This is a genomic window from Burkholderia cepacia complex sp. TUM26381 (assembly GCF_057439935.1).
In genome coordinates, this window is sequence record NZ_CM172008.1 from 510,338 (window position 1) to 524,449 (window position 14,112).

General features: G+C 68.5%; 12 protein-coding genes. 3 read left to right on the forward strand and 9 right to left on the reverse strand.

The window, feature by feature from the left end; translation table 11 throughout:
• Positions 1-8: 8 nt before the first annotated feature.
• Positions 9-1,001: an aliphatic sulfonate ABC transporter substrate-binding protein gene (locus ACWMMN_RS34475; protein ID WP_059241506.1), complete on the reverse strand. Its 993-nt coding sequence runs from the start codon at positions 999-1,001 to the stop codon at positions 9-11.
• A 337-nt stretch (positions 1,002-1,338) separates the two neighbouring features.
• Here ACWMMN_RS34475 and ACWMMN_RS34480 point away from each other — a divergent pair, with 337 nt between their 5' ends.
• Complete coding sequence (locus tag ACWMMN_RS34480) at positions 1,339-2,766, forward strand: MFS transporter (RefSeq protein WP_486424450.1); 1,428 nt, start codon at positions 1,339-1,341, stop codon at positions 2,764-2,766.
• Between the two features lie 125 nt (positions 2,767-2,891).
• Here ACWMMN_RS34480 and ACWMMN_RS34485 read toward each other — a convergent pair whose 3' ends face one another.
• Together ACWMMN_RS34485 and ACWMMN_RS34490 are read right to left on the reverse strand one after the other, a co-directional pair.
• Positions 2,892-4,292, reverse strand: coding sequence for an LLM class flavin-dependent oxidoreductase (locus tag ACWMMN_RS34485; protein ID WP_340625967.1), 1,401 nt, complete (start codon positions 4,290-4,292; stop codon positions 2,892-2,894).
• On the reverse strand, positions 4,289-5,554 hold the full coding sequence (locus ACWMMN_RS34490; protein WP_486424451.1) for an acyl-CoA dehydrogenase family protein: 1,266 nt from the start codon (positions 5,552-5,554) through the stop codon (positions 4,289-4,291). The genes ACWMMN_RS34485 and ACWMMN_RS34490 overlap by 4 nt, the downstream gene beginning before the upstream one ends.
• A 292-nt stretch (positions 5,555-5,846) precedes the next feature.
• Between ACWMMN_RS34490 and ACWMMN_RS34495 the strand changes: the two genes are divergently transcribed.
• Positions 5,847-7,085 (forward strand): SfnB family sulfur acquisition oxidoreductase, encoded by a 1,239-nt coding sequence (locus ACWMMN_RS34495; RefSeq protein WP_486424452.1) that lies wholly within the window; start codon positions 5,847-5,849, stop codon positions 7,083-7,085.
• Between the two features lie 42 nt (positions 7,086-7,127).
• On the opposite strand, the gene ACWMMN_RS34500 is transcribed toward ACWMMN_RS34495, so the two are convergent.
• The 6 genes from ACWMMN_RS34500 to ACWMMN_RS34525 form a co-directional block, all read right to left on the reverse strand.
• Positions 7,128-7,955 (reverse strand): ABC transporter permease, encoded by an 828-nt coding sequence (locus ACWMMN_RS34500; RefSeq protein ID WP_340625969.1) that lies wholly within the window; start codon positions 7,953-7,955, stop codon positions 7,128-7,130.
• Positions 7,948-9,138: an ABC transporter substrate-binding protein gene (locus tag ACWMMN_RS34505; RefSeq protein WP_059241519.1), complete on the reverse strand. Its 1,191-nt coding sequence runs from the start codon at positions 9,136-9,138 to the stop codon at positions 7,948-7,950. Before ACWMMN_RS34505 ends, ACWMMN_RS34500 begins: the two co-directional genes overlap by 8 nt.
• A 15-nt stretch (positions 9,139-9,153) precedes the next feature.
• The gene (locus tag ACWMMN_RS34510) at positions 9,154-9,948 is read right to left on the reverse strand and encodes an ABC transporter ATP-binding protein (RefSeq protein WP_059241521.1); all 795 of its coding nucleotides are present in this window, start codon (positions 9,946-9,948) and stop codon (positions 9,154-9,156) included.
• A complete protein-coding gene (locus ACWMMN_RS34515) occupies positions 9,945-11,060 on the reverse strand; it encodes an acyl-CoA dehydrogenase family protein (protein WP_486424453.1) in 1,116 nt (371 codons plus the stop codon). Before ACWMMN_RS34515 ends, ACWMMN_RS34510 begins: the two co-directional genes overlap by 4 nt.
• Positions 11,033-11,599 (reverse strand): carboxymuconolactone decarboxylase family protein, encoded by a 567-nt coding sequence (locus tag ACWMMN_RS34520; RefSeq protein ID WP_059241525.1) that lies wholly within the window; start codon positions 11,597-11,599, stop codon positions 11,033-11,035. The genes ACWMMN_RS34515 and ACWMMN_RS34520 overlap by 28 nt, the downstream gene beginning before the upstream one ends.
• A gap of 115 nt (positions 11,600-11,714) precedes the next feature.
• The gene (locus ACWMMN_RS34525) at positions 11,715-12,674 is read right to left on the reverse strand and encodes an AraC family transcriptional regulator (RefSeq protein ID WP_486424454.1); all 960 of its coding nucleotides are present in this window, start codon (positions 12,672-12,674) and stop codon (positions 11,715-11,717) included.
• 617 nt (positions 12,675-13,291) lie between these two features.
• Between ACWMMN_RS34525 and ACWMMN_RS34530 the strand changes: the two genes are divergently transcribed.
• The gene (locus ACWMMN_RS34530; RefSeq protein ID WP_486424455.1) at positions 13,292-14,074 is read left to right on the forward strand and encodes a hypothetical protein; all 783 of its coding nucleotides are present in this window, start codon (positions 13,292-13,294) and stop codon (positions 14,072-14,074) included.
• Positions 14,075-14,112 lie beyond the last annotated feature (38 nt).

Below are 14,112 nucleotides of genomic sequence, written 5' to 3' on the forward strand. Positions count from 1 at the left end.
CGGCCAGCTCAGTGCGACGCAGCGACGATCGGGCGCGCGAACGACGGATCGATCAGCGTATCGACGATCTTCGCGGGATCGACGCCGGGCTTGGTCAGCTGCTCGGCCGTCAGCACGGGCGCGGCGGCCTTCAGCGCCGCGCGCTGGGTGTCGCCCGGCACCGGATCGCTGAAGTCGTTGCGCTGGAGCTGCAGCCGCGCGACCGGCAACGACACCTTCGATTCGTCGGCGACGATCTGCGCGGTTTCGGCCGGATGCGCAACGATCCACTGGCGCGCGCGGTCGTAGACCTTCAGCACGCGCGCAACCGCCTGCGGATACTGGCTGGCGAACGCGTCGCGCACATTCAGGAACCCGTACGTATTGAACGCGACGTTGCGATACAGCAGGCGCGCGCCGTCGTCGAGCTGGGCGGCCGCCATGTGCGGATCGAGCCCGGCCCATGCATCGACCTGACCGTTCGCGAGGGCGGTGCGGCCGTCCGGATGCTGCAGGTTGACGATCTCGACGTCGTCGCGCGTCAGGCCGGCCGAGTGCAGCGCCCGCAGCGTGAACAGGAACGGATCGGTGCCGCGCGTCGCGGCGATTTTCTTGCCCTTCAGGTCGGCAAGCGAGCGGATCGGGGAATCCTTGCGTACGACGAGCGCCGTCCACTCGGGACGCGAGAAGACGTAGACCGTGCGGATCGGATTGCCGTTCGCGCGCGCGAGCACGGACGCCAGCCCGGCGGCCGAACCGAAATCGACCGCGCCGCTGTTCAGGTATTCGAGCGCGCGATTGCTGCCGAGGCTCAGCACCCAGCGAATCGACGTCCGGTCGGCCTTGAACTCGTCGTCGAGCCAGCCGAAGTGGCGGATCACGAGACTCTCGGGCGAGTAGTACGCATAGTCGACGCGGATTTCCGCGGGCGTCGCCGCGTGGGCCGGCATCGATGCGAGACCGGCGAGCGCGGCAATGACGAGGGCCGCGGATTGCCACGCGCGGGACCAGAACAGCTTCATCGGGGAATCTCCGGAAGAGCGGCAATGCGCCGCGAACAGGCAGGGTAGCGGGCTAATGTACCCAAGCGCCGGCGATCCGTTAACGAAGAAATCCGCGATTGAACATGCGCGCGGCTGCTAAGCGCACCGGCCGCGCAACTTTATGACGCAGGGCGATTAATTAATCGCTTTATATCGCTTGGGATTGCCGGACCGGGGGAACAGAATTTCGGCTGCCGGGCCTCGCCGGCAGCGGGACCGCCTTCGCGGGATGGCCTGACGCTCCGCGAATGTGCACGCCCGGTTTCCCGCGCCACGCGAACATCGCCGGTCATCCGGCGTGAAATTAAGGAATGCGATGAGTTCGATCCACCTGGACCCGGTCACCCCGGCCTCTTCCCCGATCCGCTCGGCGAGCGACGTCGCGCGCCTGATCAACACGGTCGACAGTTCGGTCAGCCATGCGCGGATGATCGTGCTGCTGGCGCTCGGCGGCGTGTTTCTCGATGCGTATGACCTGACGACGCTGTCTTACGGCATCGACGACGTCGCGCGCGAGTTCGGCCTCACGCCCGCGCTGACCGGGCTGGTCGGGTCGGCGATCATGATCGGCACGATCTTCGGCAGCCTGATCGGCGGCTGGCTGACCGACCGGATCGGCCGCTACCAGGTGTTCATGGCCGACATGCTGTTCTTCGTCGTCGCGGCGATCGCGGCCGGGCTCGCACCGAACGTCTGGGTGCTGATCGGCGCCCGCTTCGTGATGGGGCTCGGCGTCGGCATCGACCTGCCCGTCGCGATGGCGTTTCTCGCCGAATTCTCGAAGTTCAACGGTCGCGGCAACAAGGCGTCGCGGCTCGCGGCGTGGTGCCCGATGTGGTACGTCGCGTCGTCGGTCTGTTTCCTGCTGATCTTCGGCCTGTATTTCCTGTTGCCGGCCGAGCATGCGGGCTGGCTGTGGCGCGCGTCGCTGATCTTCGGCGCGGTGCCCGCGCTCGTCATCATCCTGTTCCGGAACCGGTTCATGAACGAATCGCCGCTGTGGGCCGCGAACCAGGGCGATCTGGCCAATGCCGCGCGCATCCTGCGCGAATCGTACGGTATTCACGCCCACGAAGCGGAGGATGCGCGACGCGAACCGGGCCCGCCGCCCGTGCGGATTCGCGTGCTGTTCCAGCGCCCGTATCTCGGGCGCACGATCGTCGCCAGCGTGATGAACCTGTGCATTCCGTTCGAATACACGGCGATCGCGTTCTTCCTGCCGTCGATCCTGTCGCAGTTTCTCGGCGCGGGCGTGTTCGAGACGATCGCGGCCTCGCTCGCGTTGAACGTGCTGTTCGCGTTTACCGGCGGCTTGCTGGGCATGCGCCTCGCGTATCGGTACCCGTCGCGCCATGTTGCGATCGCGGGGTTCGCGCTGCAAACGGTCGCACTCGTCGCGCTCGCGCTGGCGGGGCATCCGCACGGCGCACTCGCGGTTGGCGTCGTGCTGCTGATGCTCGGTACGTGGCTGTTCGCGGAAGGCTTCGGGCCGGGCGCGCAGATGATGATCTATCCGACGCTGTCCTATCCGGCCGCGATCCGCGGCACCGGCGTCGGCTTCGGGCGATCGCTGTGCGGCATCGGCCAGGCGCTGGCGCTGTTCGTGCTGCCGATCCTGCAAGCCCGTCTCGGTACCGACATGTTCTGGGTCGTCGCGATCAGCGCGGTCACGCCGATCGTGTTCCTGCTGATCGTGCGCTACGAACCGACGGCGCGCGACATCGACGACGAAAGCGCCGCGTGAGCGTTGGCGGGAGGGCGCTCGCCGCTCCCCGTAAACACAAACGGCTTCGCCGGGCCGCGCGAAGCCGTTTGCGCTGAGGCCGGTTGCCCCGTACACGGGCATACCGGCCTGGACGTTGCCGTTCGTTATGCGCTGACCGCTTCCTGCTCCGCATCGCGCTTGACCTGCTCGATATCGCGAAACTGCGCGGCCGGATGCGTATCCGGCAGCCGCGCCGGGCCGCCGAACAGCTTCTCGCGCAGCGTACCCGGCGCATAGGCGGTCGGATACACGCCGCGCCGCTGCAGCTCCGGAACGAGGTGGCGCACGACATCCTCGAAGGTTTCATGCGCGACCGCATACGCGAGATTGAAGCCGTCCACGTCGGTCGCGGCCACCCATTCCTGCAGGATGTCCGCGACGGTTGCGGCCGACCCGACGAACACCGGGCCCATCCCGCCGATGCCGCCCCAGGTCGCCAGCGCCTCGATCGTCCACGCGGTGTCGCCGCCCGACAGGTGCTCGACCGCCGACACGATCGCATTCGTCTCGACGCGCCGCACCGGATCGGCCGGCGCATACTGGCCGAAGTCGATGCCGGTCCAGCCCGACATGAATACCAGCGAGCCGTCGTACGACACATAGCGGCGGTACTCGTCGAACTTGGCCTGCGCTTTCTCGTCGGTTTCGTCGACGATCACCGTGACGAGGTTGTAGATCAGCACGCCGGCCGGATCGCGTCCGGCGGCAGCGGCCTGCGCGCGCACGTCGGCCACGTAGCGCGCGAGCTGGTCGCGGGTCGGCGCGGCGACGAACACGCATTCGGCGTGCCGCGCGGCGAACGCCTTGCCGGGGCCGGACGCACCGGCCTGGAACAGCACCGGCGTGCGCTGCGGCGACGGCTCGCACAGGTGATAGCCGGGCACGTCGAAGAAGCGGCCCTTGTGGCCGATCTCGTGCACCTTCTCGGGATGCGTGAACACGCGGCCGTCCCGATCGCGCACCACCGCGCCATCTTCCCAGCTGCCTTCGAACAGCTTGTACAGCACCTCGACGTATTCGGCCGCGACCGCATAGCGGTCATCGTGCGTGCGCAGGCCGTGATCGCCGACGTTCTTCGCACCGCTCTCCAGGTACGACGTGACGATGTTCCATGCGAGCCGGCCCTTCGTGTGATGGTCGGCCGTCGACAACCGGCGCGCGAACGTGTACGGGTGTTCGAACGTCGTCGACGCGGTGATGCCGATGCCGAGATGCTCGGTCGCCATTGCGATCGGCGCGGCGAGCTGCAGCGGATCGTTGACCGGAATCTGCGCGGCCTGGTGCAGCGCGTGATAGTTGCTGCCCTTGTAGACGTCGTAGTAGCCGATCACGTCCGCGATGAAGATCGCGTCGAAGATCCCGCGTTCGAGCACGCGGGCGAGGTCGGTCCAGTAGTCGAGATCCTTGTACTGCCACGAGCGGTCGCGCGGATGCGCCCACAGGCCCGGCGACTGGTGGCCGACGCAGTTCATCTCGAACGCGTTGAAGCGGATGGGCTTGCTCATCGCGCGACTCCGGCTTCCGTTTCCACGTCGGCGCCCGCACCGTTGCCGACGCGCCAGACGAACGGCGGCGTGCGGCCGTTGATGACCCAGTCGCCGACGATCCGCGCCTTGTAGACGAGCGGATTGTGCGACGACACCGTGCGCGCGTTGCGCCAGTGACGGTCGAGCGCGGTCGTGGTGCGGGTCGCGGATGCGCCGAGCGCGTCGAACAGGCGCGTCGCCGCGCGCAGCACGAGTTCGGACACGACGAGCTGGCTCTGCGCGGATTCGATCTCGGCCGCGACGTTCGCCGCGTGCTCGGCTGCGTCGTCGCCGCCGAAGCGCGCCTCGTACGCGAGCTGAAGCGGCTGCGCGGCGCGCAGCGCGAGCGCGTCGGCCGCGTACGCCCACGACGCGATTTCGCCGATCACCTGCTGCAGCTGCGCGTCGTCGCCCGCCCGCGCCGCGTTGCCGTGGCTGTACACGCGCGTGCGGCTGCGCACGAGCTCGCCCGCGTCGCGCACGATCGCATGGCCGATGCCCGCCAGCGTGGCGACGTGGAACAGCTGGTAGAACGCGGTCTGGTACTTGAAGCGGCGCGCGAAGTCGATCACGTTGCCGGCGTCGACGGCCGCATCCTCGAAACGCGTCGTGCCGCTGCCGGTCGTCGTCTGGCCGAAGCCGTCCCAGTCGTCCTCGCGGATCACGCCGGGCTGCGCGGTCGCGACGGCCACGATCACGTCGCTGCCGTCGTGCGCGCGCTGCGCGAACACGTCGATCCAGTCGGCGAACAGGCTGCCCGTGCTGTAGAACTTCCGGCCGTTCAGCACGAACCGGCCGTTCTGTTCCGATACCTTCGTGACGGTCTGGCCGAGCGGCACGTCGCCGGCCTCCGACCAGGCATTGCCGACGAGCTGGCCGCTCGCGAAGCGGTCGAACCAGGTCGTGCGTTGCGGCCCGGCCGGCGCATTCAGCCAGTCCTCGACGAACGCGAAATGCCCGCGCAACGCCTGCGGCAGATTGGAATCGGCGGTGGCGAGTTCGGTCAGCAGCCGGAACAGCTGCGGCAGCGACGCAGCGGCGCCGCCGGCGCTTGCGGGCAGCCGCACCGCGCCGAAGCCCGCCGCTTTCAGCCAGCCGATCGCCTCGTGCGGCAGTTCGCGGCGGCGTTCGCGTTCGGCGGTGCCGGCGGCGATGCGCTCGAAGATCGGCCGAAACCGGCTCGCGAGCGTGTCGTAGTCGGTGCCGGTGGAAAGGTCGGGGGCTGCGTGCGTCGAAGTCATGCGGGGTTCCTCGAAGAGCGGGGCCGATTGCGCCGGGAGGCCAGTATAGGAAGCGCGACGCGAGCGTTCCAATAACGGATTCGCAGATGGTTATCGCCGCTGCGTATTACCGGAACCGGGCGGGGACGCATCGACGTTCGTACGTCGATTGCGACGCACAAGCGCGGCATCGCGTGTGAAGATCGACAGGTCGTTTGTTATCCAAAGGAATATCGATCCGAGAATCGCTCGGTTTTAGCGCTCGCGCCGCGCTGTTAGATTGAACGCTTTCGTCATTCGACAGGAGGGGCAGATGTCAGACACGAGCGCCACGATTCAGGAGCGTCCGGCCGATGCAGCGCATCGCGCGGCCCACGTGATCGCCGACGACGCACAGGCGATCGCGGCCGTGCACGCACTCGCGCAACGGCTCGCGGAAGGCGCGGCCGAACGCGATCGCACGCGCCGCCTGCCGCGCGACGAAATCGAATGGTTTTCGCAGTCGGGACTGTGGGCGATCACGGTGCCGAAGGCGTACGGCGGGGCAGGCGTGTCGCATGTGACGCTGACCGAAGTCATCAAGATCGTCGCGGCGGCCGATCCGTCGCTCGGGCAGCTGCCGCAGAATCATTTCGGGCTGGTCGACGTAATCACGCTGACCGGCACCGACGCGCAAAAGCGTCACTTCTTCGCGGAAGTGCTGAGCGGCAAGCGCTTCGGCAACGGGTTCTCGGAGAAGGGCACGAAACACGTACTCGATCTGAAGACACGCGTGCGCCGCGACGGCGACGACTATCGGGTAGACGGCACCAAGTTCTACTCGACCGGCGCGCTGTTCGCGCACTACGTGCCGGTGCTGGGCCTCGACGACGCGCACCAGGCATGGCTCGCATACGTGCCGCAGCCGACTCCGGGGCTGGCCGTGATCGACGACTGGTCGGGATTCGGGCAACGCACGACCGCGAGCGGCACGGTCGTGCTCGATGCGGTACGCGTTCCGGCGTCGCACGTGCTGCCCGCGCAGCGCGTGTCGGACGTGCCGACGCTCAACGGCCCGCTGTCGCAGATCATCCAGGCGGCGATCGACGCAGGCATCGCGAAGGCGGCCATCGACGACACGCTGGCGTTCGTGCGTACCCGCACACGGCCGTGGGTCGACAGCGGCGTCGAGCGGGCCACGGACGATCCGCTGACGATTCGCGAGATCGGTCATCTGCATATCCAGCTGCATGCGGCCGAGGCGCTGCTCGAACGTGCGGCGCGCACGCTCGACGAAATCGCGGCGCGCGGCAACGTGACCGAAGACGATGTCGCGCGTGCGTCCGTCGCGGTCGGCGAAGCAAAGGTGCTGACGACCGAGGTCGCGCTGCTCGCGGGCGAAAAGCTGTTCGAGCTGGCCGGCACGCAATCGACGCTCGCCGAGCACAATCTCGACCGGCATTGGCGCAACGCGCGCACGCATACGCTGCACGATCCGGTGCGCTGGAAATATCACCTCGTCGGCAACTACTACCTGAACGGCGTGCGCCCGGCACGCCATGCGTGGAATTGAGCCGCGCGCGGCCGGCGGGCCGTCCGGCCGCCGCGCATCGCGCTAGCGGCCGGACGCCAGCAGCGCCCGGGCCAATAGCCGCGCGAATCCGTCGAGCGCGAAGCCCAGCGCGCCGATGACGACGATGACCGCCATCAGTTCGGAATACGCGAGCCGGTCGCGCGTGTCGAGGATCAGGTACCCGAGGCCCGCGCTGACGCCCAGCATCTCGGCCGGCACCAGCACGATCCACAGGATGCCGATCGCGAGCCGGATGCCGTTGAGCAGCGGTCCCGCGATGGCAGGCAGCACGATGTGGATCAGGAGCTCGCGGCGGGTGGCCGCAAGGCTTGCGCCGAGCTGCAGCCATCGCCGGTCGATCTGGGTCACGCCAGCGGCCGTGCTCATCAGGACCGGCCACAACGCGGCGAACCCGAGCAGGAAGTAGATCGCACGGTCGCCGATGCCGAACGACATCACGGCGAGCGGCATCCACGACAGCGGCGACACCATGCGCAGGAACTGGAACGTCGGCGACAGCATGCGCTCGATCCATTGCACGCGGCCGATCAGCAGCCCGAGCGGCACGCCGGCCAGCAGCGCGGCGCCAAGCCCGACGCCGATGCGCCGCAGGCTGACGAGCGCGTGCTCGAGCAGGTGATCGTCCGCGCACAGCGACCGCAGGCTCGCAAACGCGCTGTCCGGCGCGAACTGCCGGCCGAGCGAGCCGGGCTCGGTCAATGCGTGGATCGCGGCCCACCAGACGGCGACGGTCGCGACGAGGCCGGCCACGCCGAGCCATCCGGCGGCCATGCGCGCCGGGGAACGGAAGCCGCGGGCCGCGCGCGTTTGGCGGGCGGACGAACGGCGGGTGGCAAGCGCATCAGACAACGATGATCTCCTCCCGCCGGAAGGCGGCCGGCTGACCGAACGCCGCGAGCCCGCCGACCGCATCGATGCTCTTGCGCACGAACCGGTCGTCGACGAGATCGCGCGCGGCGAACGCCGGGTCGAGCGACGCGAGGAATGCGCCGTCGCCGTCGACCACGGTGCGCTTCAACCGCTGAACGAGCGCCTCGGTGTAGCTCGGGAACGGATACGGCTGGAAGTCGATCCGCTTGCCGCGCCAGTCCGCATGACGGATCGCGCCGCTCGCACGATAGGTGTCGGCCAGCGACGCCGACGGAACCAGCACGCGATCGAGTGCCGCGAGCGTGTGCGGCGTATAGCGGTGCGTGCCGTCCTTCGACAGCAGTTGCGCGGTTTCCTGCGGATGCGAGCGCGCCCACAACTGCGCCTTCACGATCGCGTTGACGACCTTCTGCGACCACGCGGGGCGCTGCGCCAGATCGTTCTCGTGCATGAACACGACGCAGCACGCATGGTTCTGCCAGACGTCGCCGGTGAAGCGCAGGATCTTGCCGATCTTCATCAATTCCGCCGTCGCGTTGAACGGCTCGGCGACGATATACCCGGCGATCTGGCGCGCGGCGAGCGCGGGCAGCATGTCCGATGGCGCCATCACGACCAGGTTGACCTCGTTCGGCCCGGGCGTGCCGCGCCGCTTGAGCACGGGGACGAGCCCCTGCTGACGGAGCATGTCCTGCAGCACGACGTTGTGGATCGAGTACCAGAACGGGATCGCGACGGTCTTGCCGCCGAGATCGCGCAGCGAATCGACGCCGGGCGCGACCGTCAGCCCGGAGCCGTTCACGTGGTTCCATGCGACGACCTTTGCCGGCGCGCGGCTGCCATAGCGCGCCCAGAGCGTCATCGGCGACAGCAGGTGCACGACGTTGACCTGGCCGGACAGGAACGCTTCGACGAGCTGCGCCCAGCTGCGCAACAGCTTCGGTGGCTCGACGTTCAGCCCTTCGGATGCGAAGAGGCCGTTGTTGTGGGCCACCAGCAGCGGCGCTGCGTCGGTGATCGGCAGATAGCCGATGCGAACGGGCGCATCGGGATCCGTTGCGGCATGCGCGTTCGCCATGGACAGCAGCGGGGCGGCGCCGGCCGCGGTGAACAGGGTCGCAAGCTTCAGCCATTCGCGGCGCGACATCGGTATCTGGCACATGGGAGGCGGGACAGGTCAGTGAGCGGGGTGGAGTTCGGACGCGTGCGGGCGCTTCATGCCGGCCTGCAACGCCTTCAGGATGTCGATGCGCATCGTGCCGAGTTCGCTGACGAACGCGTCGCGCGGATGCGGAAGATCGACCTGCCAGGCATCGATGAAACGGCCTTGCGTGCCGAGCAGCACGATGCGGTCGGCCACGAGCAGCGCTTCGTCGATGTCGTGGGTCACGAGTACCGTCGCGCAGCGCGTCGTCGCGACGATGCCCGCCAGCAGCTGTTGCATCGCGGCGCGCGTGACTTCGTCGAGGGCGGAGAACGGCTCGTCGAGCAGCAAGGCCTGCGGTTGACGCGCCAGTGCGCGCGCGAGCGCCGCGCGCTGCGCCATGCCGCCGGAAAGCTGGGCCGGGCGTAGCGCTGCGGCGGCTTCGAGCCCGACCGCGCGCAGGGCCGACCGGACGCGTTCGCGTTGCTGATCGCGCGTGAGGCGATCCTGATGCTCGAACGCGAGCCCGAACGCGACGTTCCGTTCGGTCGACAGCCACGGCAGCAGGCAGGGATCCTGAAACGCGATCGCGATCTTCGGATGCGGACCCTGCAGCATCGCGCCGTTGACCGACACGGTGCCCGATTGCGGCCGCTCGAGGCCGGCCAGCGCGCGCAGGAGGCTCGACTTGCCGGTGCCGCTCGGGCCGATCAGCGCGACGATTTCGCCCGGAGCGACCGACAGCGAGACATCGGCAAGCACGATCGTGGGCGACGGCTCGCCGTAGCCGAGCGTCAGGTGGCGGGCGTCCAGCAGCGGCGGCGTCATGCGGCGATGCTCCGCGACTGCGCCGCGAGTTGCGCCTTCAACTGCACCACGCTGGGCGTGACGATCGGAATGAACGCCGCTTCGCGCCAGCGTCGATCGAAACCGAGCCCGGCATCGCGCAGATAGCCGCGGCCACCGCTCGCCTCGAGTTCGAGGTTCACGGCGGTCGCCACCAGCGTCGCGAGCGTGATGCGCAGCTCGAACAGGCGATGGGGGTGCATGCGCAGGCTGCCGTCGGCAAGGCCGCTCGAGAGCTGCGCGCATGCGGCGGCCAGCCCGGCCGCGCACGATTCGACTTCTGCGCCCAGGATGCCGCGCGACGTCTTCGCCGCACGCTGCGCTTCGGCCAGCGCGCGACGCGCAAGCCCGATCGAGAGCCCGCACTGCAAACCCAGGAACGCCGGTCGCACCGCCGGCAGGAAAGTTCGCGCATCCGGATGGATCAGCCACGCGGCATCGGTCGGCACGTCCTCGAGACGCAACGCGGCGGTGTTGCTGCCGCGCAGCGCGATCAGGTCGAGATCCGTGCTGCGGGCCAGCCCGGGCGCGTCATGCGGGATCGCGACGATCGCGGACGGGCGGCCATCGGGAAACGCGACGGCGGCCGCCACCACGAACTGCTCCGCGCGCAGGTTCGTCACCCAGGCCATCCTGCCGGTCAGCCGCCAGTCGCCGGCCGCTTCCGCGTGCTGCGTGGCGTCGATCTGCAGCGATTCGATCCCGCACAGATACTTCATCGCGTTCGACAGGCCGCTGGCACCGGCGCAACTGCCGTCGAGCAGCGCCGGCAGCCAGCGCTCGCGCAGCGCGGTATTGGGGCTTTGCAGCAGATACTCGATGAAGCTGCGCTGGCCCCACAGAACGAAGGCTGCCGCCAGCGAATGCTCGGCCACCGCGGCGATGCCCGCAATGGCGTCCGCGGTACTGCCGCCGGCGCCGCCGAGGCTCGCCGGCACGCCGCTTCGGAACAGCCCCGCGGCCGCGAGGCGCGGCACGACTTCGGCTTTCAGGTCGGCGCTCGTGTCGAGCGGCGTGGCGTTCGCGTCGAGCCAGTCGACGAACGACGCGTCGAGTGCGGGCGCCGTCAGGCGAGCTGTGTCCGGGGTTCCCATCGGTATGCCGCCAGTTCGGGGTTGAGTTCGTTGCGCGCGAGGTTGTTCGCGAAGTTGCACAGCGTTGCGAGGCTGACGCCCAGCACCACCTCGAGCGCGTTCGCTTCGGTGAAGCCGGCGGCAACGAAGGCGTCGAGCGCGTCGTCGGCAACGGCGCCGCGCGTCGCGATCACCGCACGCGTGAATTCGGCGACGGCATCCAGCCGCGCATCGGCGACCGGCTCACCGTCGCGCAACGCGTTCACGTCCGCGCGATCGACATGCGCCTTTTTCAGCGCCGCCGCGGTGTGGCCGGCCACGCAGAACGCGCAGCCGTGGACGGCGGCCGCGGTGATCTGAACCGCTTCGCGCTCGGCAAACGTGAGGCCCGCGCGGCTGTTGATCTCCGAGACGGTCAGATAGGTTTCGAGGGCGACCGGCGCATTCGCGAGCGAGCGCACCAGGTTCGGCAGGAAGCCGTTCGCACGCAGCGATTTCTCCAGGAACGGCTGGCTCGGCGCGGGGGCCGTTTCGATGGCAGGCAAGGGCAGGCGGCTCACAGGATTCTCCGGAAGGGCAGTGAGAACATTGTCGAGGCGGCGTCGCCACCGGACAATGCGCGAACATCCGCGATTCCTGTGCGTTCGTCCCGCGGGGCGGCGGTGCGCCGTCCGGTTAGTGGAGGCGCGCCGCAGCGTGCGACGCGTTGTCGCGATCGCGACGCCATGCGCCGGGCTGCATGCCCATCGTGCGCTTGAATGCATGCGCGAATGCCGACTCCGACCGATAGCCGACGATTTCGCCTGCACGCGAAATCGGCAAGCCCTGCTGCAACAGGTCTGCCGCGAGCCTCATCCGCACCATCGTGACGAACTGCATCGGCGGATGTCCCGACGCTTCGCTGAAGTGCTTGCAGAACGCGGTGCGCGACATGTTGGCGAGCGCGGCCATCGACTCGGTGGTCCACGCGTCGCCGGGCGCGTCGACGATCGCGGCCAGGAGCGTGCCGAAGCCGGTCCGCTGCATCAGCGATGCGAGCCCGCTGGTCACGGTATCGTGCCCGGCGGCGTCCCGTACCGCATAGAACAGCAGCAGTTCGACCAGCTTGTCGATCAGCGGCGATGGCGCGTCGACGCCATGACGGCCTTCGGCGCGTATCAGGTCGAACAGGCCGTGGATGCCGCGATGGGCGTCGTCGCCGCGCCGCACGATCAGGTACTCCGGGAGGAGCGACACGATTGCGCGCGAGACGGTGGAGTGGAATTCGATGAAGCCGCAGGCAAGCCCGACACTGCCGTCGACCGACGGGTCGAGCGTCTGCATCGTTCCGCGTCGCTCGATCCGGCCGTCACCGGCGACGGTGCAGGCGTTCGGATTGACCGGGCTCGGCGACAACCCGTGCGGCACGTCGCGCAGCAGGAACACGGCTTCGCCTTCGGCAACCGGGACGCTGGCGCGCCCGTCGGCGAAGTGAAGCCACGCCGATCCATGCAGGATGACGTGGAAGCTTGCCTTGGCACGGCCGGCGGTCGACGCCTGCCAGTCGCCGCAGTACTGGCCGACGTGAAAGAGCTGGCTTCTGGGCGCCAGGCTGGACAGCAGCCAATGGACGACCTTGTCTGTTTGCGCGGACATTCCGATGCTGGAAGGAGGTTGACGCGCCCATGCTACGGGCTGCGTCGCGCCGCTCAAACCAACGATTCGTAAAAAGCTTTTTCCTGGCGTGGCGAAGGGATCCCCGCGTACGCGTAACGCCTACGACTCCCGGCGAACGCGTGCGAGCCCCTCGCGGAACGTCGTCACCGCGAACCCGGCCGGACGGTTGGCCCTCGCGCGGGGCCCCGGACCAGTCTCTTCCGCAGCCGGCCGTGACACGCCCGTCATGTGAAGCCGGAAACGCGCGGGGCGTTCTGCCGTTCGAGCGTTGGGTAGCGCACGCGTTGCCATTTCGCTCCCGCCTTTCCGTATCGCGACACCCCGCCGTGCAGCAACGCCCCGGCGGTCGCTCGCATTTCGGAACGCATCTTCGTGTTCGGCTCGTTCCTTGACGCAACGCTGGCGGATCATGTGCCTGCGGCTTCCCGGCATCGTTGTCCCGGCATGGCCAAGCGGCCTGTCGAACGGCAATACGCTACGTCGTTCAATGCCGTGAATCAACGCGTGGCGCGATCGCCTCGACACGCCGGAATCTCGGGCGGCGCCCGCATACGCTGCCTGAAAAATCCATCCCGTCCATGGAATCGACATTGTCAATGTTCATGCAGGAGGCCGGCATCCCGTCGTTGACCCAGGAACGGTATCTGCTGGAAGCGCGAGGGCGCGGCGCAGGCCGACACTGGCATGTGGACGATGAAGCGCTGATCCGTGCATACCGATACGCGTCGAATACCGCGCCGAAAACAGCCGAGAGCCACGCGAGCCTGCTGCGCCAGTTGGGTCATTGGTTGCGCGCCAACCCCGAGGCCGACGGCAGGCCGCGCCCGACCTTGTCGGTGTTGTGCGCCGAATTGATCGAGTCGCACCGGCCGGCGCGCAAAAATCCGCATGTCCAGGCGTTCCGCGAAGCGGTGGGAAGGCGCAGCAGTACGGGTAAAAATACGCCCAGTGCACTGGATGCGCTGGTTCGCGGCGATACCGCGCGGAAACGGCAGCCGGTCCAGAGCGACGACGAAGCATTGATCCGGCGCTATCAGCAGACCTCGGCCACGCTTCGCAGGACGGCGCTGACGCATGCGAGCCTGCTGCGCCGACTGGCGATCTGGCTACGCAGCCATCCGGAAGAGAGCGGGCAGCCGCGGCCGACACTCGCCGAACTGCGCAGCATGCTGTTCCGTTCAGGACAAGCGGCCCGCGCGAATCGCCATCTCCAGGCTTTTCGCGATGCGGTGGGACCGCAGAGCAGCGCCGGCCAGAACGTGGCCAGCGCACTGAATGCCCTGGTGCACGGCAATACGACGCGAAAGTCGCGGCGGGCCCGGGTCGACGCAGAAGCATCCGTCAAAGCGCGTCGAATGGCCTCGGTTCCCGCTCCGTAGGCGGCCCGGCGTCGTGCGCGCCAGCTGCGTCGCGTGGC

Bases quoted from the DNA above. Each gene is read 5' to 3' on its own strand.
- ACWMMN_RS34485 (WP_340625967.1), bottom strand. From the start codon at position 4,292: ATGAGCAAGCCCATCCGCTTCAACGCGTTCGAGATGAACTGCGTCGGC.
- ACWMMN_RS34525 (WP_486424454.1), bottom strand. From the start codon at position 12,674: ATGTCCGCGCAAACAGACAAGGTCGTCCATTGGCTGCTGTCCAGCCTG.
- ACWMMN_RS34515 (WP_486424453.1), bottom strand. From the start codon at position 11,060: ATGGGAACCCCGGACACAGCTCGCCTGACGGCGCCCGCACTCGACGCG.
- ACWMMN_RS34495 (WP_486424452.1), top strand. From the start codon at position 5,847: ATGTCAGACACGAGCGCCACGATTCAGGAGCGTCCGGCCGATGCAGCG.
- ACWMMN_RS34490 (WP_486424451.1), bottom strand. From the start codon at position 5,554: ATGACTTCGACGCACGCAGCCCCCGACCTTTCCACCGGCACCGACTAC.
- ACWMMN_RS34505 (WP_059241519.1), bottom strand. From the start codon at position 9,138: ATGTGCCAGATACCGATGTCGCGCCGCGAATGGCTGAAGCTTGCGACC.
- ACWMMN_RS34480 (WP_486424450.1), top strand. From the start codon at position 1,339: ATGAGTTCGATCCACCTGGACCCGGTCACCCCGGCCTCTTCCCCGATC.
- ACWMMN_RS34530 (WP_486424455.1), top strand. From the start codon at position 13,292: ATGTTCATGCAGGAGGCCGGCATCCCGTCGTTGACCCAGGAACGGTAT.
- ACWMMN_RS34475 (WP_059241506.1), bottom strand. From the start codon at position 1,001: ATGAAGCTGTTCTGGTCCCGCGCGTGGCAATCCGCGGCCCTCGTCATT.
- ACWMMN_RS34510 (WP_059241521.1), bottom strand. From the start codon at position 9,948: ATGACGCCGCCGCTGCTGGACGCCCGCCACCTGACGCTCGGCTACGGC.